The 19,164-nt window shown below is 60.9% G+C and carries 14 protein-coding genes; 7 read left to right on the top strand and 7 right to left on the bottom strand.

Features of this window, described 5'->3' with window-relative positions:
• Nucleotides 1–96 precede the first annotated feature (96 nt).
• From PSH88_RS18730 to PSH88_RS18705, 6 genes are all read left to right on the top strand, one after another.
• On the top strand, nucleotides 97–2,109 hold the full coding sequence (locus tag PSH88_RS18730) for a DUF1302 domain-containing protein (protein WP_305422012.1): 2,013 nt from the start codon (nucleotides 97–99) through the stop codon (nucleotides 2,107–2,109).
• A gap of 41 nt (nucleotides 2,110–2,150) precedes the next feature.
• Nucleotides 2,151–3,509, top strand: a complete 1,359-nt coding sequence (locus tag PSH88_RS18725; protein ID WP_305422011.1) for a DUF1329 domain-containing protein — start codon at nucleotides 2,151–2,153, stop codon at nucleotides 3,507–3,509.
• A 147-nt stretch (nucleotides 3,510–3,656) separates the two neighbouring features.
• Entirely contained in the window at nucleotides 3,657–4,730 is a 1,074-nt protein-coding gene (locus tag PSH88_RS18720) for a WD40/YVTN/BNR-like repeat-containing protein (RefSeq protein ID WP_305422009.1), read from the top strand.
• Nucleotides 4,731–4,761: 31 nt separating this feature from the next.
• On the top strand, nucleotides 4,762–7,278 hold the full coding sequence (locus PSH88_RS18715) for an efflux RND transporter permease subunit (protein WP_305422008.1): 2,517 nt from the start codon (nucleotides 4,762–4,764) through the stop codon (nucleotides 7,276–7,278).
• A gap of 7 nt (nucleotides 7,279–7,285) precedes the next feature.
• Nucleotides 7,286–9,064, top strand: a complete 1,779-nt coding sequence (locus PSH88_RS18710; RefSeq protein WP_305422007.1) for an acyl-CoA dehydrogenase C-terminal domain-containing protein — start codon at nucleotides 7,286–7,288, stop codon at nucleotides 9,062–9,064.
• Nucleotides 9,065–9,095: 31 nt separating this feature from the next.
• On the top strand, nucleotides 9,096–10,739 hold the full coding sequence (locus PSH88_RS18705; protein ID WP_305422006.1) for a fatty acid--CoA ligase: 1,644 nt from the start codon (nucleotides 9,096–9,098) through the stop codon (nucleotides 10,737–10,739).
• A gap of 122 nt (nucleotides 10,740–10,861) precedes the next feature.
• On the opposite strand, the gene PSH88_RS18700 is transcribed toward PSH88_RS18705, so the two are convergent.
• The 3 genes from PSH88_RS18700 to PSH88_RS18690 all read right to left on the bottom strand — a co-directional run bounded on the left by PSH88_RS18700 (nucleotide 10,862) and on the right by PSH88_RS18690 (nucleotide 12,420).
• Nucleotides 10,862–11,317, bottom strand: a complete 456-nt coding sequence (locus tag PSH88_RS18700; protein ID WP_305422005.1) for a MarR family winged helix-turn-helix transcriptional regulator — start codon at nucleotides 11,315–11,317, stop codon at nucleotides 10,862–10,864.
• 130 nt (nucleotides 11,318–11,447) lie between these two features.
• Nucleotides 11,448–11,888 (bottom strand): Ohr family peroxiredoxin, encoded by a 441-nt coding sequence (locus PSH88_RS18695; RefSeq protein ID WP_305422004.1) that lies wholly within the window; start codon nucleotides 11,886–11,888, stop codon nucleotides 11,448–11,450.
• A gap of 79 nt (nucleotides 11,889–11,967) precedes the next feature.
• Nucleotides 11,968–12,420 carry an Ohr family peroxiredoxin gene (locus tag PSH88_RS18690; RefSeq protein WP_305422003.1) on the bottom strand — a complete coding sequence of 151 codons (453 nt, stop codon included), beginning with the start codon at nucleotides 12,418–12,420 and terminating at the stop codon, nucleotides 11,968–11,970.
• Nucleotides 12,421–12,672: 252 nt separating this feature from the next.
• Between PSH88_RS18690 and PSH88_RS18685 the strand changes: the two genes are divergently transcribed.
• On the top strand, nucleotides 12,673–13,680 hold the full coding sequence (locus PSH88_RS18685) for an Ldh family oxidoreductase (RefSeq protein ID WP_305422001.1): 1,008 nt from the start codon (nucleotides 12,673–12,675) through the stop codon (nucleotides 13,678–13,680).
• Nucleotides 13,681–13,795: 115 nt separating this feature from the next.
• Here the strand turns inward: PSH88_RS18685 and PSH88_RS18680 are convergent, their stop codons facing one another.
• The 4 genes from PSH88_RS18680 to PSH88_RS18665 all read right to left on the bottom strand — a co-directional run bounded on the left by PSH88_RS18680 (nucleotide 13,796) and on the right by PSH88_RS18665 (nucleotide 19,112).
• Nucleotides 13,796–15,376 carry an aldehyde dehydrogenase (NADP(+)) gene (locus PSH88_RS18680; protein WP_305422000.1) on the bottom strand — a complete coding sequence of 527 codons (1,581 nt, stop codon included), beginning with the start codon at nucleotides 15,374–15,376 and terminating at the stop codon, nucleotides 13,796–13,798.
• Between the two features lie 210 nt (nucleotides 15,377–15,586).
• The gene (abaF, locus tag PSH88_RS18675; RefSeq protein ID WP_305421999.1) at nucleotides 15,587–16,981 is read right to left on the bottom strand and encodes a fosfomycin efflux MFS transporter AbaF; all 1,395 of its coding nucleotides are present in this window, start codon (nucleotides 16,979–16,981) and stop codon (nucleotides 15,587–15,589) included.
• 71 nt (nucleotides 16,982–17,052) lie between these two features.
• Nucleotides 17,053–17,970 carry a dihydrodipicolinate synthase family protein gene (locus tag PSH88_RS18670; protein WP_018928306.1) on the bottom strand — a complete coding sequence of 306 codons (918 nt, stop codon included), beginning with the start codon at nucleotides 17,968–17,970 and terminating at the stop codon, nucleotides 17,053–17,055.
• 113 nt (nucleotides 17,971–18,083) lie between these two features.
• Nucleotides 18,084–19,112, bottom strand: a complete 1,029-nt coding sequence (locus PSH88_RS18665; protein WP_305421997.1) for a trans-3-hydroxy-L-proline dehydratase — start codon at nucleotides 19,110–19,112, stop codon at nucleotides 18,084–18,086.
• Between the last annotated feature and the right edge of the window lie 52 nt (nucleotides 19,113–19,164).

Genomic DNA, 19,164 nt, shown 5'->3' with positions numbered 1-19,164 from the left:
ATTTGCCCCCACTCCTGAAAAACGTAAACCCCTGGAACAAGGGGTTGCGCGAGGGCGGCTGCGCTTAAAACAAATACAAAAGGCGGAGACAACGCAATGCACAACAATAAGAGTCACGGATTCGCACCCTCGCGTTACACCTTGTTGGCCTCGGCCATCCTGGCCGCCGCCGTGCCGGTCGCGCAGGCGGTCGAGCTCGACACAGGTAACCCGGACTGGACCGTACGTCTGGATAACACCGTGAAGTACAACTACGGCGTACGCACCGAAAGCGCTGACAAACGCATGCTGGCAACGCCGAACAACAACGACGGCGACTACAACTTCCGCAAGGCCGGAACCAACATCACCAACCGTGTTGACCTGTTGACCGAAATGGATGTGGTCTACCAGAACCACATGGGTTTTCGTGTCAGTGCCGCCAGTTGGTACGACAAGGCTTACGAGAACACCGGTTCCAATTCCAACCCGTTCGTCAACGGCAATGATGCAAGGTCGGGTCTGGTCGCCAACGATCCGCGCCTGGCCGGGGTCACCGGCGACAATGTCGGCAACGGCAGCCCGCACCTGAGCAACTACGCCCAGCGTTACTACACCGGTCCATCCGGCGAAATCCTCGATGCCTTCGTGTTCTACAGCACCGAAGTGGGCGAGGAGTCGCTGTTGAGTGTCAAGGCCGGCCAGCACAACGTGTTCTGGGGTGAAACCATCCTCAACCCGGTGCACTCGATCAGCTACGGCCAGTCCGGCCTGGACCTGGCCAAACTGGCCGCCTCGCCGGGTACCGAAGCCAAGGAACTGTTTGTTCCGCGTAACCAGCTGTCGATGTCGTTCACGGTCAATCCCGAGTTGACCGTGGGTGCCCAGTATTTCCTCGATTGGGACGCCGCGCGCCTGCCTGAAGCCGGTACTTACTATGGCGGTTCCGATCTGGTCGGCTTCGGTGCGCAGTCGTTCCTGCTGGGCAACACCAATGGCGTGGTGCCGGGCAGTCCGCTGGGTTGTGGTCTGGCGCCGTGCAACGGGCTGACCAATGTGCGTCGCGGTCACGACCTGACGCCGGACAAGCGCGGTGACTGGGGCGTGATGGCCAAGTGGTCGCCGGCCTGGCTGGATGGCACCCTCGGCGTTTACTACCGCAATACCTCGGAAATCCTGCCGCAAGCGTGGTTGAACGCCACCGGGCTGACGTCGGCCAACCCCAACGGCACTGCACCTGCCGGCATGGTGCCGGCCGTGGTCAACACCCTCAATTCGTTGAGCACCAGCACCTATCAACTGGCCTATGCCGACAACATTCAGATCGTCGGCCTGAGCCTGTCCAAGGATGTGGGCGGTATCAGTGTGGGGTCGGACCTGAACATTCGGCACAACATGCCGCTGGCCAGTATTCCTGCGGTTGTCAGCTCGACAGGGCCGCGGGGTTTGGGCGCAGGTCTTGGGTTGTTGCCGGCTCGCACGGCGGCCACCGGGGTGATCTATGACACCCCGCAAAAGGGCGACAGCCTGAGTGCCACCGGTGACACCTTGCACTGGACGCTCAACGGCCTGATGACCTTCCCGAAAACACCGGTGTTCGATTCGGCCAGCCTGCTCGCCGAGTTGTACTACAGCAACCTGCTCAAGCTCGATAGCAAGAACGAAGCGCTCTACAAGGGCAAGGACACCTATCGCGGCATCGACCAGCCGACCCGGGACAACTGGGGTATCGCGGTCAACTTTACGCCGACCTGGTACCAGGTGTTTCCCGGCGTCGACCTCAACGCACCAATGTCCATCAACGTCGGCCTTGACGGCGTATCACCAGTGTCCGGTGGCGGTGCCAAAGACACCGGCAACTATGCCGTGGGCGTGGGTGCCGTTGTGTACAACAAATACTTCGTCGACCTGAAGTACGTGGACTCCTTCGGCAAGACCGACAAGTGCGACGCCAGCGGTTTGAGCACCGGCGCAGCCAATGCCGGCAGCGGCGACGGCTCCACACCCAATGCCTTTAGCGGCAATGAAAACTATGCGTGTTACGGCGGCGGCTACTCGGCCTTCTCCGGTGGTGGGGCCACGACTGAGGACCGTGGCGCCGTTTACCTGACGATGAAAACCACTTTTTGATTCACCACTGATTTGCTCAATGCAAGCAGGAGAATAACAAGATGAAATTCGCAAAAACCGTGTTGGCTGCTTCGCTGGCCATGGTCCTTGCCGCCCAGGCACAGGCCGCTGTTTCAACCCAGGACGCTGCCAAGTTGGGCAGCAGCCTGACCCTGGTGGGCGCCGAAAAGGCCGGGAACGCTGATGGTTCCATCCCCGCCTATGACGGTGGCCTGACCACACCGCCGGCCAGTTTCAAATCCGGTGACAGCATGCGTCCGGATCCCTTCGCCAACGAAAAACCGTTACTGGTGATCGACGGCAAAAACGTCGATCAGTACAAGGGCCTGCTCAGTGCAACCACGGCGGAACTGGCCAAGCGTTTCCCGAGCTTCCACGTCAATGTCTACCCGACCCACCGTACCGTTTCGCTGCCCAAAGCCATCCTCGACAACGGCGTGAAGAATGCCAGCGGCGCCAAGTCCCTCGAAGGTGGTTTGGCCATCGATAACGTGCTGCCGGGCGTGCCGTTCCCGATTCCGCAGTCGGGCAACGAGGCGATGTGGAACTTCCTGTTGCGTTATCAGGGGGTCAACATCAACTCCAAGTACGACTCCTGGAACGTCGACTCCGCTGGCGTGCCGACCCTGGCGACCACCGGGCAGGCGTTCATTTCCTATCCGATCTACGAGAACCTGGCGCAGCCGATCAGCAGCGCCGACGTGTACTACCAGATGAAACTGTCCTATACCGGCCCTGCGCGCCGGGCCGGTGAAGCGGTGATGCTCAAGGACGCCGCCAACCCGCTGCAGCAACCGCGCCGCGCCTGGCAATACTTGCCTGGGCAGCGCCGGGTCAAGCTGGCGCCTAACCTGGCTTACGACACGCCTAACCCTGGCACTGCTGGCGCGGGCACCTACGACGATGTTTTCGTGTTCAACGGTGCGCTGGACCGCTACGACTGGAAGCTGGTGGGCAAGCAGGAAATGATCGTGCCGTACAACACCTACAAGCTGACTTACGCCCAGGACCCCAAGTCGCTGACCGCCGCCAATCACCTGGCACCGGATTACGTGCGCTGGGAAAAACACCGGGTGTGGGTGGTGGAAGGCAACCTCAAGGCCGGCGCCCGACACATCTATCAGAAGCGCCGCTTCTACCTCGATGAAGACAGCTGGACCGCTCTGGCCTCTGACCAATACGACGCCCGTGGTCAACTGTACCGTGGCTCCTTCGCGTTCCTCAGCCAGAGCTACGACAAGCAGATCCCGGACTCCACGCCCTTCATGATCTACGACCTGGTGGGCGGCTCCTACAACATCAACGGCGTGGTCGGGCCTTACGGTGGCATCAAGTACATCGATCCGCTCTCCAAGGCGCAGTGGTCGCCCGAGTCCCTGGCCGGTAGCGGGATTCGCTAAGCAAACCGTGACAAAGCGTCCGTGCGGTCCACTGCCAGGCAGGGGACCGCACGACGGTCGGCGCGTGCCGATCGTTTCGCACGCCCAGGTTGGAACGTCAGGCACACGGACGTGTGTCCCGGCGCGGTTATCCGAAGAGGACGCGGTATGTGTTCGTACAAAAAAAATCTGCGGCTGGCGCTCGGCGCTCTGCTTGCAATGTTGCAGGGCCTGAGCCAGGCGTCCGGTTATGTCGACGTGCTGGATCTGCCGGCCAGGGTCAGCGCCCTGGCCGTCAACAGCCCGTTATCCGGCATGGCCCGCGCCGGCGAGCGTTTGGTCGCAGTCGGGCAGCGTGGCCACATTCTGTATTCCGATGATGCCGGCAAACACTGGCAGCAGGCAGCGGTGCCGGTCAGTGCCGACCTCAATGCCGTGAGTTTTCCTTCCGCCACCCAAGGCTGGGCGGTGGGCGGCGACGGTGTGGTATTGCACAGCAGTGACGCGGGTGCGACCTGGCGCAAGCAACTGGACGGCCGCGAGATCGGCGCCTTGCTGGTCAAGCATTACCAAGCGTTGGCCCGTGCAGAACCTGGCAACGAACAATGGCCATTGCTGGTCGCCGAGGGTGAGCGCCTGATGGCGCAGGGCGCCGACAAACCCTTGCTTGATGTCTGGTTCGAAAACGACCGCCTCGGCTATGTGGTCGGGGTGTTCAACTTGATCCTGCGCACCGAAGACGGCGGCCAGAGCTGGACACCGTTTCAGGATCGCACCGACAACCCGCAGGGCTTTCACCTCAACGCCATCGCCTCCACTGGCGATGCGCTGTACATCGCCGGCGAGCAAGGCTTGTTGCTGAAATGGGATGACACCCAACAGCGGTTCGCCGCCGTGCAGACACCCTATCAGGGCAGTTTTTTCGGTGTGCTCGGCAAGCCCGGCGAAGCGCTCGTCTACGGCTTGCGCGGCAATGTGCTGCGCAGCACCGATGGCGGTTTCAGCTGGACCCCGCTGAAGAATGGCCTGCACGTCAGCATCACCGCCGGCCTCGTCGATGGCCGTGGCAACTACCGCTTGTTCACCCAGGGCGGGCAGATGCTGGTCAGCCAGGGCACAGGCACGCAATTGCATCTGGTTCAGCAACGGGCACCGACACCGGTGACCGGCGCCACTCAGTCCGCCGACGGTGTGCTGGTGGTGGTTGGCAGCCGTGGTGCACGGACGCTGTCCGTTGAATAAGCCCTCGAACCCTTAGAGCGAGAACCCAGACATGGGCCATACCAAACAAGAAACCATGCCGGTGATCCGCGATCTGCGGGATTTCGACCGCCATTCCGGCAATCGGCTGGAGCGGTGGGTGTTCAACTATCGCCCGCTGTTCATGCTGCTGATGGCGCTGGCCACCGTGGTGTTGGGCTACATGGCCGCAACTCGCCTGGAGCTGCGCCCCAGCTTTGAAAAGATGATTCCGCAGAGCCAACCGTACATCCAGAATTTCCTGGAAAACCGTCAGTCGCTGCGTGGTTTGGGTAACTCGGTACGGGTGGTGGTGGAGAACACTCAGGGCGATATTTTCGACCCCGCTTACCTGGACGTACTCAAACAGGTCAACGATCAGTTGTTCGTCACCGAGGGCGTCGACCGCGCCTGGATGAAGTCGTTGTGGAGCCCGGCGGTGCGCTGGACCGAAGTCACCGAGGAAGGTTTCCAGGGTGGCCCGGTGATGCCCGATACCTACGAGGGCAAACCCGAGCAAATAGAACAGCTGCGCCAGAACATTTCCCGCGCCGGAATCGTCGGCAGTCTGGTGGCTAGCGACTACAAGTCGAGCATGCTCATCGTGCCGCTGCTGGACAAAGCCACGGCCAGCGGTCAGCGCATCGACTACCACGCCTTTTCGCAGATGCTCGAGGAGCAGTTGCGCGACAAGATCGAGTTCGCAGGTAGCAGTGCTGCGCGCAAGGCCGGGGAGGAGGGCAAGGGCCAGTACAAAGTCCGGGTGATCGGTTTCGCCAAACTGATGGGCGACCTGATTGACGGCCTGATCCAGGTGATGATGTTCTTCGGCCTGGCCGTCGTCACTTCGCTGATCATCATTTACGCCTATACCAGATGCGTGCGCAGCACCTTGCTGGTGGTCGGCTGCTCGCTGATCGCGGTGGTCTGGCAACTTGGCATCGTCGCCTGGCTGGGTTATGCCATCGATCCATACTCGGTACTGGTGCCTTTCCTGATTTTCGCCATCGGGGTGTCCCACGCGGCGCAGAAGATGAACGGCATCATGCAAGACATCGCGCGTGGCACCCACAGATTGATCGCCGCACGCTACACCTTCCGCCGTCTGTTCATTGCCGGCGTCACTGCGCTGTTGGCCGACGCTGTCGGGTTCGCGGTGCTGATGCTGATCGACATTCCGGTGATCCGCGACTTGGCGATCACCGCCAGTATCGGTGTGGCGGTGCTGATCTTCACCTCGCTGTTGCTGATGCCGGTGGCGCTGTCTTATGTCGGCGTCGGCACCAAGGCAGCCGAGCGTGCGCTGAAAATCGATACGCGCGCAGAAGGGCACAAAGGCTTCGGCAAACTGTGGGACTTGCTTGACCGCTTCACCACGGCCAAATGGGCCACGGGGGCGGTATTGGTCGCGGTACTGATGGGCATCGGCGGCTTCATGGTCAGCTTGCAGCTGAAGATCGGCGATCTGGAAAGTGGCGCACCAGAGTTGCGTGCCGACTCTCGCTATAACCGTGACAACGCCTACATCACCAGCCACTACGCGCTGTCCAGCGACCTGTTCGCGGTGATGATCAAGACCGCGCCGGAAGGCTGCTTGAACTACAAGACGCTGGTTCTCGCCGACCGTCTGGCCTGGGAACTGCAGCAGTATTCGGGGGTGCAGGCGACGGCTTCGTTGGTCAACGCGGTGCGCCAAATCACCGCCGGCACCTATGAAGGCAACCCCAAGCTCAACAGCATCCAGCGCAATCAGGACGTGCTGAACTACGCCGCGCAGCAAGCCTCGGTCAATTCCCCGGAGTTGTTCAACACCGATTGTTCGTTGATGCCGGTGATCACCTTCCTCAAGGACCACAAGGCCGAGACCCTGGATGCGGTGGTGGGCATCGCCGAAAAATTCGCCCGGGAGAACAACAGCGAAGATCGCCAGTTCCTGCTCGCGGCCGGGTCGGCCGGGATTGAGGCGGCGACCAATATTGTGGTGCGCGAGGCCAATCGCACCATGCTGCTTTACGTCTATGCGGCGGTGACGTTGTTCTGCCTGATCACCTTCCGCAGCTGGCGCGCGACCCTGGTCGCCCTGTTGCCGCTGGTGCTGACTTCGATCCTTTGCGAGGCGTTGATGGTGGCCATGGGCATTGGCGTGAAGGTCGCGACTCTGCCGGTGATCGCGTTGGGCGTGGGCATCGGCGTGGACTACGCGTTGTACCTGCTCAGCGTGCAGTTGCATTACCAGCGCCAGGGCCTGCCGCTGAGTCAGGCTTACCGCAACGCCGTGTCGTTTACCGGTCGGGTGGTGGGCCTGGTGGGCATCACTCTGGCGGCGGGCGTGGTGTGCTGGGTCTGGTCACCGATCAAGTTCCAGGCCGACATGGGCATCCTGCTGACCTTCATGTTCCTGTGGAACATGCTCGGCGCGCTGATCCTGATTCCAGCCCTGTCGTACTTCTTGCTGCGTCACCCGGTTCCACAAGCCCAAGTGGCGCAAACCGGTGAGACCGGTGCATCCCAACGTCAGGACATGCCGCATGCCCTGACCACTTCTGAGTAAGCCAACTATGTCTGATTACAAAGCTCCCTTGCGCGACATGCGCTTCGTACTCAACGAGGTCTTCGAGGTGTCCCGGCTCTGGGCCAGATTGCCTGGCCTGGCCGAGGTGATCGATGAAGAAACGGCCGCCGCAATTCTTGAAGAGGCCGGCAAAATCAGTGGCGAAGTTATCGCACCGCTGAATCGCAGCAGCGACGAGCAGGGCTGCACCTGGAGCAACGGCGCGGTCCAGTCTCCAGACGGATTTGTCGCGGCCTACCAGGCATTCGCCGAAGGCGGTTGGGTGGGTGTTGGCGGTGATCCGCGGTTCGGTGGCATGGGCATGCCCAAGGCCATTTCGGCTCAGGTCGAAGAGATGGTCAACTCGGCGAGTCTGTCGTTCGGCTTGTACCCGATGCTGACCGCCGGTGCGTGCCTGTCGATCAATGCCCACGCCAGTCAGGAACTCAAGGAACGCTATCTGCCGAACATGTATGCCGGCACCTGGACCGGTTCAATGTGCCTGACCGAGGCGCATGCCGGCACTGACTTGGGCCTGATTCGCACCCGAGCCGAACCTCAGGCCGACGGCAGTTTCAAGATCAGCGGCAGCAAAATTTTCATCACCGGCGGCGAGCACGACCTGACCGAAAACATCATTCACCTGGTGCTGGCCAGACTGCCGGATGCACCCGCCGGTCCCAAGGGCATTTCACTGTTCCTGGTGCCCAAGGTGCTGGTGAATGCCGACGGCTCGCTGGGTGAACGCAACGCGCTGTCCTGCGGTTCCATCGAGCACAAGATGGGCATCAAGGCGTCCGCGACCTGCGTGATGAACTTTGATGGCGCTACCGGCTGGATCGTCGATGCGCCGAACAAGGGGTTGGCGGCGATGTTCACCATGATGAACTACGAACGTCTGGGTGTGGGTATCCAGGGTCTGGCGTTGGGTGAGCGTTCGTACCAGAACGCGGTCGCATACGCCCGTGACCGTATGCAGAGCCGTTCGCCGACGGGCGCGCAGCACAAGGACAAGTCAGCCGATCCGATCATCGTGCATCCGGATGTACGGCGGATGCTATTGACCATGAAGGCCTTGAACGAAGGTGGGCGGGCGTTCTCCAGCTACGTGGCGCTGCAACTGGACATCGCCAAGTACAGCGATGACGCGGCAACCCGCAGCCGCGCCCAGGAACTGGTGTCGCTGCTGACCCCGGTGGCCAAGGCGTTCCTCACCGACATGGGGCTGGAAACCACGGTGCATGGCCAGCAGATCTTCGGCGGCCATGGTTACATCCGCGAATGGGGCCAGGAGCAGTTGGTTCGCGATGTGCGCATCACGCAGATCTACGAAGGCACCAACGGCATTCAGTCACTGGACCTGGCGGGGCGTAAAATCGTCGGCAGCGGCGGGGCGCTCTACCGCTTGTTCGCTGCCGAAATTCGCAACTTCACGGCTAACGCGAGTGCCGACCTCAACGAGTTCTGCAGGCCATTGAACGCCGCCGTGGACACCCTCGACGAACTGACTGCGTGGTTGCTGGATCGGGCCATGAACAACCCCAACGAAATCGGCGCCGCTTCGGTCGAGTATTTGCAGGTGTTCGGCTACACCGCCTATGCCTACATGTGGGCACTGATGGCCAAAGCGGCCATGGGCAAACAGGCCGAGGATGACTTCTACGCCAGCAAGCTTGGCACTGCACGTTTCTACTTCGCCCGCCTGCTGCCGCGCATCCACTCGCTGAGCGCGTCGGCCAAGGCTGGCAGCGAATGCCTCTATCAACTGGACGCGGCGCAATTCTGAGCCCACGTAAATAGGACCGGGAACCTCAACCATGATGGCGACAAAAATAATTCCGCCCGCCGATGGCGCCTATGCCTATCCCTTGCTGATCAAGCAATTGTTGTTGTCCGGCGTGCGTTACGAACCGGGCCGGGAAATCGTCTACGCCGACAAACTGCGCTACAGCTACCAGACCCTCAACCAGCGGATCCGCAGGCTGGCCAACGCCTTGACCGCTGCCGGCGTCAAGGCCGGGGATACCGTGGCCATGCTCGACTGGGACAGCCATCGCTATCTGGAATGCTTCTTTGCCGTACCGATGATCGGCGCGGTGCTGCACACCGTGAACATCCGTCTTTCGCCGGATCAGGTGCTCTTCACCATGAACCATGCCGAGGACGACCTGGTGCTGGTGCATGATGATTTTCTGCCGCTGGTTGAACAGATTCACGGGCGACTTGAAACCGTCAAAGGTTACCTGCAACTCACGGACGACACAGCAAACGATACGTCTCTACCGGTGCTGGGGGAATATGAAAACCTGTTGTCCGAGGCCGCAGACCAATACGACTTTCCCGACTTCGATGAAAACTCGGTGGCGACCCTTTTCTACACCACGGGCACCACTGGCGACCCTAAAGGCGTGTATTTCACCCACCGCCAATTGGTCTTGCACACCTTGAATGCCGTGGGCACTTTGGGCGTCTATCAAGGCTTGCCGTTGCTGCGTTCCGATGATGTGTATATGCCCATCACCCCGATGTTTCATGTGCACGCATGGGGTGTGCCTTATGTCGCCACTCTGATGGGGCTCAAGCAGGTGTACCCCGGCCGCTACGAACCCAACAGCCTAGTCAGGCTGTATCGTCAGGAGAAGGTTACGTTTTCCCACTGCGTGCCGACCATTCTGCAAATGGTCCTGAGCTGTGAGGAAGCGGCACAGACCCGTTTCGATGGCTGGAAAATGCTCTTGGGTGGCAGCGCACTGACACTGGGCATTGCCAGCGAAGCGAGCGCCAAAGGTATTCAGGTTTACAGCGGTTACGGCATGTCGGAAACCTGCCCATTGCTGTGCCTGACGTACCTGCGTGATGAAGACCTCGAACAATCCACGCAAGCCCAACTGGCCACCCGCATCAAGACGGGCACGCCGGTGCCGATGGTCGACCTGAAAATCATCGATGCCAATGGCAATGACGTTGCCCATGACGGCGAATCTCTGGGCGAGATCGTGGTGCGCGCACCTTGGCTGACCCAAGGCTATTTGAAGGCGCCCGAAAAGGGTGCCGAGCTTTGGCACGACGGCTGGATGCACACCGGTGATTTGGCCTCTATCGATGCCTTGGGAGGAGTGCAAATCAAAGATCGAATCAAGGATGTCATCAAGACGGGCGGGGAGTGGATCAGCTCTCTGGAACTGGAAAGCCTGATCAGCGAACACGCAGCGGTGATGTCGGTCGCAGTCGTGGGCATCGCCGATGAACAATGGGGTGAGCGGCCGATGGCGCTGGTGGTGTGCGAGCCGGGGCAGTATCTCGACCGCAAGATCCTGGAGGCGCACCTGCAAGGGTTTGTCGAGCGTGGCCGCATCAACAAATGGGCGATCCCCAAGCAGTTCAAATTCGTCGCCCAGATTCCTAAAACCAGCGTCGGGAAGATAAATAAGAAGCTGATCCGGGAAAGCGAATTGGGGTGAAAAAGAAGATGGGGTACCAGGGGCGAGTGTTCAAATCGCGCCGTCCCGACCCTGTGATTCAATGTCTAGCCCAATCGGAAAAGGTTGGGCTTTTTCATGCCCGAAAATCGATCAGTAGACACTCATTCCCCGGCCTTCGTCGATTTGATGAGATTGTTGCGCAGCTTCACAACCGCGTTCTGCAACTGCATGAACTCCTCCGGTGTCAGGCCAGTTGCGTCGGAGAGGCCCATTTCGGGACGGCCTTCGCGCAACTGTCGACCACTCTTCGTCAGACTGATCCGCACCTGCCGCTCGTCCTCGGGATCACGCTGCCTCTGTAGATAGCCCATCGCTTCCAGCTTCTTCAGGATTGGTGTGAGCGTGTTCGATTCAAGAAACAGCTTCTCGCCCAGGCTGCCCACGGTTTGATGGTCTTCCTCCCATAGCGCAACGATGGTGATGTATTGCGTATAGGTGAGCCCCAGCTGCTCGAGTATCGGCTTGTAGGCCTTGCCGAAGGCCAGGTTCGTGGAATATACCGCAAAACACAGAAAGTCGGAGAGCTTGGCGGGAGCCGTCTTGTCGGTGGGTTTCATGTGCTTCCTCGTTGGCCAAAGTTGAAGGCTCGCAAAGGCAAAATATACCGCGTATACGATTGTATCGGAACAGCTCTGATTGTCGGCGGTGGCCGGTTCGACAGCAACATCGAACCGGCCATGCGGTGAATCATGAGGTGAGGGCGTTTATGGCCACATCGATATTGCCTCGCGTCGCCTTCGAGTACGGGCAGATTTGGTCGGCGGCGTGCGCGAGCTCCGTCGCGACGTCTTGCGCCAAGCCCGGCACGCGCAGATTCAGCCGCGCCTGGAGGAAGTAGGCCGGACCGGTCTGGCCCAGATCGACTTCAATATCGACGGACATATCGGGCGGAAGCGTCACCTTCATATTTTTGGCCGCAAGCTCGACTGCGGCGGTGTAGCAAGCCGACCATGCGCCGGCGAACAGCTGCTCTGCGGTTGGGTGCGGTGCAATGGCTTTGAAGTCGTGCGCCAGTTTCGCGTTTCCAGGCGATGAGAGCTGGATGTCGAGACCACGGGAAGAGTTGCCAGCGTCGCTGAACGTCGTGTGGGTTTTGCCTGTCATCAGGACTTTTTCGATTTTGCTCATGGTTGAGTCCTCAACGTTTTGATTCTCATGCGCTTAAAGCGCATGCGATATATATGGCGCATCAACGCCGCGCGGTGCGTCATGCCGTGAGGACGTTCAGGGCCACGTCGATGTTACCCCGCGTCGCTTTCGAGTACGGGCAAATTTGATCTGCGGTATGCGCCAGCGTCGTCGCGATGTCATGCGCCAGACCCGGTACACGCAGAGTCAACCGAGCCTGGAGGAAGTACGCTGGACCGGTCTGACCCAGATCGACTTCGATGTCGACGGACAGATCAGACGGCAGCACCACGTTCATGTCATTGGCCACGAGCCCGACGGCGGCGGTGTAACAGGCCGACCATGCGCCGGCGAACAGTTGCTCGGCAGTCGGGTGTGGCTGAATAGCGGCGAACACGTGCGCCGGTTTCGCACTGCCAGGCGACGACAGCGTAATGTCGAGGCTGCCGTTATGACCACGCGAAGTGTTGCCAGCGGCGCTAACGGTGGTGTGAGTTTTGCCGGTCATCAGGACTTTTTCGATCTTGCTCATGGGGTGGATCCTCAACGTTTTGAAAGGTGTGATTTGTGTATCGCATACGTTTGTATCGTATGCGATGTAATAATAATTGCGCAGAGACCCATCGATGTCAATCGGTCGCGTTGCGTCGCCCGACGAGTGGCCTGGCAACACGCCGTCGACCGTTTCAACGATATGCCGAATTCGTCATCAACCCGACCTAAAGCGATCAAGCCGTGAGCCTTGGAATGGACCAGTCTGGATGGTCTGTCCAAGGAGATGAGCATGATCCGACTGACCCTGATCGAAGCCCGCGAGTTGGCCGAATCGATCCTGTTGCACAACGGTTTTAATCTGGCCCACGCGCAAGCGGTGGCGGCGACGGTGATCGCCGGCGAGCGCGATGGCTGTGCCTCCCACGGTTTGTACCGGATTCTGGGCTGCGTGAATTCCCTGCGGGCCGGCAAGGTGTCGGCCGATGCCGAGCCGCAGGTGATCGACCAGGCGCCGTCGATTGTGCGAGTGGATGCTGGCGGTGGTTTCTCGCAGTTGGCGTTCCAGGCGGGTCTGCCGTTGCTGGAGGAGAAAACCCGGGCCAACGGGATTGCGGCGTTGGCGATCAATCACTGTGTGCATTTCTCCGCGCTGTGGGTGGAGATCGAGCAGTTGACCGCCGCCGGGATGGTGGCGCTGGCGTGTAATCCGAGCCATGCCTGGGTGGCGCCGGCCGGGGGACGCGTGCCGGTGTTCGGCACCAATCCCATTGCCTTTGGCTGGCCGCGCGCGGGGCGGGATCCGTTTGTGTTCGACTTCGCCACCAGTGCGATCGCCCGTGGTGATATCGAGTTGCATCGACGTGCCGGCAAGGCGATTCCCGAGGGTTGGGGCGTGGACGCTGAGGGTCGGCCGAGCACCGATGCCAATGTGGTGCTCGACAGCGGCGCGATGCTGACGTTCGGTGGGCACAAGGGCTCGGCGCTGGCGGCGATGGTGGAGCTGATCGCCGGGCCTTTGATCGGTGATTTGACCAGTGCCGAGTCGTTGGCCTATGACGCGGGCAGCAAGTCGTCGCCGTACCATGGCGAGTTGATCATTGCGCTGGATCCGCGGCGTTTTCTGGGGGAAGCCACCGAGGAACATTTGGCTCGGGCCGAGGTGTTGTTTCAGGGCATTGAGGGACAGGGTGCACGCTTGCCATCGCAACGGCGTTATGCGGCGCGGGCACGCAGTGTGGTGGAGGGCGTGCAGATTCCCGAGGCGCTGTACAACGACCTGAAAGCACTGCTGGCTTGAATGCGATGAAAATCCTGGAGCGAGGCTTGCCCGCGAAGAATGCGCCGCGGTTTTTCAGGTAGTACGCGTCATCGTTCTTCGCGGGCAAGCCTCGCTCCCACAGGAGGTTGTGTTGTCAGACCGGCTCGCGGTGGCTGTCGCCATCAACCAGTCGCGCAATGCCCAGCGGATTGGCGTTTTTCAGGGCGTCGGGCAGCAAGGCATCCGGGCAGTTCTGATAGCACACCGGGCGCAGGAAGCGTTCGATGGCCAGGCTGCCGACCGAAGTGCCACGGGCGTCGGAGGTCGCCGGATAGGGCCCGCCATGCACCATGGCATCGCAGACTTCGACCCCGGTGGGATAGCCGTTGAACAGCACCCGGCCGACCTTTTGTTCCAGCAGCACCAGCAGATCGGCGTGTTCCTTCAGGTCCTGTGCTTCGCCAATCAACGTGGCGGTGAGTTGACCGTGCAAACTGTTCAGCGCTTGTCGCAACTCGGCCTTGTCGGCCACTTCGACGACGAGGGTGGTCGGGCCGAACACTTCTTCCTGCAACAGCGGATCACCCTTGAGCAGCAGACTGACGTCGGCCTTGAACAGTTGCGGCTGCGCCTGATTGCCGTGTTGATCCTGGCCCGCCAGGCGGATTATTCCCGGATGGTCGAGCAACGCCTGCACGCCTTTTTGGTAGCTGCCGAGGGTGCCGGCATTGAGCATGGTTTGCGCCGGTTGTTCGGCCATCAACGTACTGAGCCGCGCGGTGAAAGCGCTGAAGTGGGGTGAGCGAATACCGATCACCAATCCCGGATTGGTACAGAACTGACCGCAACCCTGGACCACCGACGCCACCAGTTCACCGGCGATTTTCTCGCCGCGTACTTGCAAGGCTTCGGGCAAAACCAGTACCGGATTGATGCTGCTCATTTCGGCGAACACCGGGATCGGTTGTGGTCGTGCGGCGGCCATGTCACAGAGGGCGCGACCGCCTTTCAGAGAGCCGGTGAAACCGACGGCCTGGATCGCCGGATGCTTGACCAGCGCTTCACCGACGCCTGCACCGTAGATCATGTTGAACACGCCTTTGGGCATGTCGGTTTGCTCGGCCGCGCGCAGGATTGCATCGGCCACGCATTCGGCGGTCGCCATGTGTCCGCTGTGGGCCTTGAACACCACCGGGCAACCGGCGGCCAGGGCAGCAGCGGTGTCACCGCCGGCAGTGGAAAAGGCCAGCGGGAAATTACTGGCGCCGAACACCGCCACCGGCCCGACGCCGATCCGGTATTGGCGCAGGTCGACCCGTGGCAGTGGCTGACGTTCGGGCAAGGCGCGATCGATGCGCGCACCATAGAAATCGCCCCGGCGCAGCACCTGAGCGAACAGGCGCATTTGATTGCTGGTACGGTTGCGTTCACCTTGAATGCGTCCGGTCGGCAGGGCGGTTTCGCGGGTTATCAGAGCGACGAATTCATCATCCAGCGCATCCAGTTGCGCGGCGATGGCCTCAAGAAATTCTGCACGGCGAGTTGCCGGCAAGTTGCGAAAGGCCGGGTAAGCGGCAGCAGCGGCTTGGGCGGCGGCGTCCACTTCCTCAGCGGTGGCTTGCATGAAAGAGAAGGGCAGCGCTTCGCCGGTGCTGGCGTCATGGCTGTGCAGAGTGATATTGCCAGCGGCGCCGCGGGCACCGCCGATGTAGTTGTGGCCGATGATCTCGGGCATGGAAAACTCCTGTCGAAAAAAGTGAGGCAGAACCTTTGCAGGTCAATCAAGGTGCTGAGTCGTGCGCTGTTTTGTGGCGAGCGAGCTTGCTCGCGTTGGGCTGCGTAGCGGCCCCAAAATAGCGGCAACAATTGCCTATTTTGCGAGTGCTGCGCACTCGAGCGGGAGCAAGCTCCCTCGCCACAGAGTGAGGTGTGACAGGTACAAGGCTCAGGCCAGTGAATCACCCCGGCGTGTGGCCGGCGCGGCGCTATCCAGCGCAGCAATACGCGCAGCGGACTCGGCATCCACCTGGTGCAACGACTTGCCACGGGTTTCCCGGGTCAGGCCGACGGCAACGATGGAAATCAGCGCGGCGCCCACCAGGTACCAGGCGATGGGTGTCGAGCTGTGATATTTGTTGAGCAGCGTGATGGCGATCAGCGGGGCCAGGGAGCCGGCGAAGATCGGCGCCACCTGATAGCACAGTGAGAGTGCGGTGTAGCGCACGTGGGTCGGGAACATTTCGGCCATCAGTGCCGAGTAGGGCGCATAGGTCATCGACTCGATGGCCAGGCCCAGAATGATCGCCGCCATGATCAGCCAGTTATTGCCGGTGTCCATCATCGGGAAACCGACAAAGCCCCAGAATGCGGTGAGCATCGCGCCGGTCAGGTAGATCGGTTTGCGCCCGACGATATCCGACAGATACCCCATCAACGGAATCAGGAAGAAGTGCACCAAGTGCGCGCCGAACATCAGCAGTAGAATTTCCGAGGTGTCCTTATGCACCACCAGTTTCAGGTAGGTGATCGAAAAAGTGACCACGGTGTAATAGAGGATGTTCTCGGCAAAGCGTGCACCGATGCCGACCAGCACGGCACGCCAGTGATGACGCAGCACTTCGACCACGCCCAGCTGTTGCTGCTTGGTCTGCGCCTGACGGGCCTGGGCTTCTTTGAAGATCGGCGCGTCATCGACGCTGGTGCGAATCCAGTAGCCGATCAGCACCACCACCGCCGAGAACCAGAACGCCACGCGCCAGCCCCAGGCGAGAAATTGTTCCTCCGACAGGTTCGACGACAACAGCAACAGTGCGACGGTGGCCACCAGGTTGCCGGCCGGCACCCCGGCTTGCGGCCAACTGGCCCAGAAGCCACGACGGTTGTCCGGGCAGTGTTCGGACACCAGCAGAATCGCGCCCCCCCATTCGCCACCGAAGGCAAAGCCCTGGATCAGGCGCAGCAGCACCAACAACACCGGCGCGGCATAGCCGATGCTGTCGAAGCCGGGCAGGCAACCCATCAGGAACGTGGTGATGCCGACCACCACCAGGCTCAATTGCAGCAGGCGCTTGCGGCCGAATTTGTCACCGTAGTGACCGAACACCAGACCGCCCAATGGGCGGGCGAGAAAGCCGACCGCGTACAGGGCGAAGGCGGCGATGATGCCGTCAATCGGACTGTCAGTCTGGCGGAAGAACAACTGGCCGAAGACCAGTGCGGAGGCTGTGCCGTAGAGAAAAAATTCGTACCACTCGGCGACAGTGCCGGCCATGGCGGCGGCCACTACGCGTTTGAGTCCCGAGGGGGTGGTTGCGCTGGACGTGCTGTGAGGATTGGACATGCTGGCGTTTCCTGTAGAGGCGCAAAAACAGGCAGCCGGGCCGGACCCGCAAGGATCCGCCCGGCAATCACTCAGAGACCGACGTCCGGCAACTCCGGACGATTGGCCATGGCCTTGGCCATGATCTGCTCGACGAACTCCCGATCCGCTTGCGGCAGTGCCAGGCGTGGCGGACGGGTCAACGCGCTGCCGCGACCGGCGATGGCTTCGCAGAGTTTGATGCACTGCACCAGGTCGGCACGGGCATCGAGGTGCAGGATCGGCATCAGCCATTCGTAGATCGGCATGGCTTCGGCAAAGCGACCGGCCTTGGCCAGGCGGAAGATGGTCTCGCCTTCTTTGGGGAACACGTTGGACATGCCCGAGACCCAGCCCTCGGCGCCCACAGCGATGCTTTCCAGCACCACGTCGTCGAGACCTGCGAACAGCACGAAACGGTCGCCGACTTCATTGCGCACGTCGATGAAACGGCGGGTATCGCCGGAGGAATCCTTGAAGCACACCACGTTGTCGCAGTCGGCCAGGGAAATCAGGATGTCCGGGGTGACGTCGTTTTTGTAGATCGGCGGGTTGTTGTAAACCATCAGCGGTACGTCGGCGTTCTTCGCCACGTAGCGGTAGTGCTCGGCGGTCTCGAACGGCTTGGAACCGTAGACCAGCGCCGGCATCAGCATCACGCCGTCGACGCCGACCCTGCGCACCGCGTTGGCCACCTTGGCCGCTTGCACGCTGGTGAATTCGGCCACACCGCAAATCACCGGCACGCGACCGCGAGAGGCATCGACCGCAACTTCGGTCACGGCGATTTTTTCTTCGGCGGTCAATGAGGTGTTTTCCCCCACCGAACCACACACCACCAGGCCCGATACGCCGTCACGGATCACGTTGGAAATCACCTGGTGAGTTTTTTCCAGGTTGATGGAGAAGTCATCGTTGAATTGAGTGGTCACCGCGGGGAAGACGCCACTCCAGTTAATGCGCTTGCTCATTGTTGCCTCCGGTTCGTTTTGGTATTTCGTATACGATATTTTAAATGCCGATACTCGGCCAGTGGTTTTTTCAATCAATCAGGGTTTTTTATAGCCGTTGGTCTGGGGGAGTTTCAGGCACCTGGCCAGGTGTCTGACAGGCGATAGCCCTGTGGCCAGGGATCGCTGGGGTCGAGCAGCAATTGGTGGGTGCCGGTGATCCAGGCCCGGCCGGAAATGCACGGGTAGATCGCCGGGCGGCCGGCCACTTCGGTCATCGAATCGATGCGGCAATGGAATTCGGAACCGAGGATCGAACGGCCGATAAAGCGCTCGCCGACCTGCATCAATCCCTTGGCCTGCAACACCGCCATACGCGCCGAACAACCAGTGCCGGTGGGCGAGCGGTCGATCTTGCCGGGTTGAATCACCACTGCGTTGGCGCCAGTGGCGATGCCATGTTCAACCACGATGGGCGCGGCAATCTGGCAGAAGGAAATATGCGACCACTCGGGGTTCAGCGGATGGACGAAGCCCAACTGTTCATTGGCCGCACGGGTGATTTTCAACCCGACCTCGACCAGCTCGGCCGCCTCGTCAGGGCGGATGGAAAAGCCCAGGCGTTTGGCGTCGGCGATGACAAAACTGTCGCCGCCGTACGCGGTGTCGACCTGCAACGAGCCGAGGCCTTCGACTTCGATCCAGGCGTCGAGGCGGTCAGCGAAGGAGGGCACGTTCTTGATTTCCACTCGTTCGACCTTGCCGTCACGGCAGTCGGCCACGGCCTCGATCAGCCCGCCGGGCGCTTCGAGCACCAGCCGGGTTTGCGGTTCGGTCATCGGCAGGATGCCGCTGTCGAGCAGCACCGTGGCGACGCACAGCGAGTTGGAGCCGGACATCGGTGGCGTGTCGGCCGGTTCCATGATGATCCAGGCCATTTGTGCCCGAGGATCCTTGGCCGGCACCAGCAGATTGACGTGGCGGAACACGCCGCCGCGGGGTTCGTTGAGGACGAAGTTGCGCAGGGTTTCATCCTTCGCGATCCAGCGCGATTGCTCCCACACCGTAGCACCGGGTGGTGGGGCGACACCGCCGACGATCACATCGCCGACTTCGCCTTCGGCGTGGCAGCTGACCACATGAATGACTTTCGATGAGCGCATTGCCTGCTCCATGTTTTGTCTGTTCGGGCCTCATCGCGGGCAAGCCCGCTCC

Origin of the sequence: Pseudomonas wuhanensis, from assembly GCF_030687395.1 — a bacterium.
GTDB lineage: Bacteria > Pseudomonadota > Gammaproteobacteria > Pseudomonadales > Pseudomonadaceae > Aquipseudomonas > Aquipseudomonas wuhanensis.
This window is presented reverse-complemented; position numbering and strand designations above follow the sequence as displayed.

Bases quoted from the DNA above. Each gene is read 5' to 3' on its own strand.
- PSH88_RS18710 (WP_305422007.1), top strand. From the start codon at position 7,286: ATGTCTGATTACAAAGCTCCCTTGCGCGACATGCGCTTCGTACTCAAC.
- PSH88_RS18700 (WP_305422005.1), bottom strand. From the start codon at position 11,317: ATGAAACCCACCGACAAGACGGCTCCCGCCAAGCTCTCCGACTTTCTG.
- PSH88_RS18680 (WP_305422000.1), bottom strand. From the start codon at position 15,376: ATGCCCGAGATCATCGGCCACAACTACATCGGCGGTGCCCGCGGCGCC.
- PSH88_RS18730 (WP_305422012.1), top strand. From the start codon at position 97: ATGCACAACAATAAGAGTCACGGATTCGCACCCTCGCGTTACACCTTG.
- PSH88_RS18705 (WP_305422006.1), top strand. From the start codon at position 9,096: ATGATGGCGACAAAAATAATTCCGCCCGCCGATGGCGCCTATGCCTAT.
- PSH88_RS18690 (WP_305422003.1), bottom strand. From the start codon at position 12,420: ATGAGCAAGATCGAAAAAGTCCTGATGACCGGCAAAACTCACACCACC.
- PSH88_RS18665 (WP_305421997.1), bottom strand. From the start codon at position 19,112: ATGCGCTCATCGAAAGTCATTCATGTGGTCAGCTGCCACGCCGAAGGC.
- PSH88_RS18670 (WP_018928306.1), bottom strand. From the start codon at position 17,970: ATGAGCAAGCGCATTAACTGGAGTGGCGTCTTCCCCGCGGTGACCACT.
- PSH88_RS18695 (WP_305422004.1), bottom strand. From the start codon at position 11,888: ATGAGCAAAATCGAAAAAGTCCTGATGACAGGCAAAACCCACACGACG.
- abaF (WP_305421999.1), bottom strand. From the start codon at position 16,981: ATGTCCAATCCTCACAGCACGTCCAGCGCAACCACCCCCTCGGGACTC.
- PSH88_RS18725 (WP_305422011.1), top strand. From the start codon at position 2,151: ATGAAATTCGCAAAAACCGTGTTGGCTGCTTCGCTGGCCATGGTCCTT.
- PSH88_RS18685 (WP_305422001.1), top strand. From the start codon at position 12,673: ATGATCCGACTGACCCTGATCGAAGCCCGCGAGTTGGCCGAATCGATC.
- PSH88_RS18720 (WP_305422009.1), top strand. From the start codon at position 3,657: ATGTGTTCGTACAAAAAAAATCTGCGGCTGGCGCTCGGCGCTCTGCTT.
- PSH88_RS18715 (WP_305422008.1), top strand. From the start codon at position 4,762: ATGGGCCATACCAAACAAGAAACCATGCCGGTGATCCGCGATCTGCGG.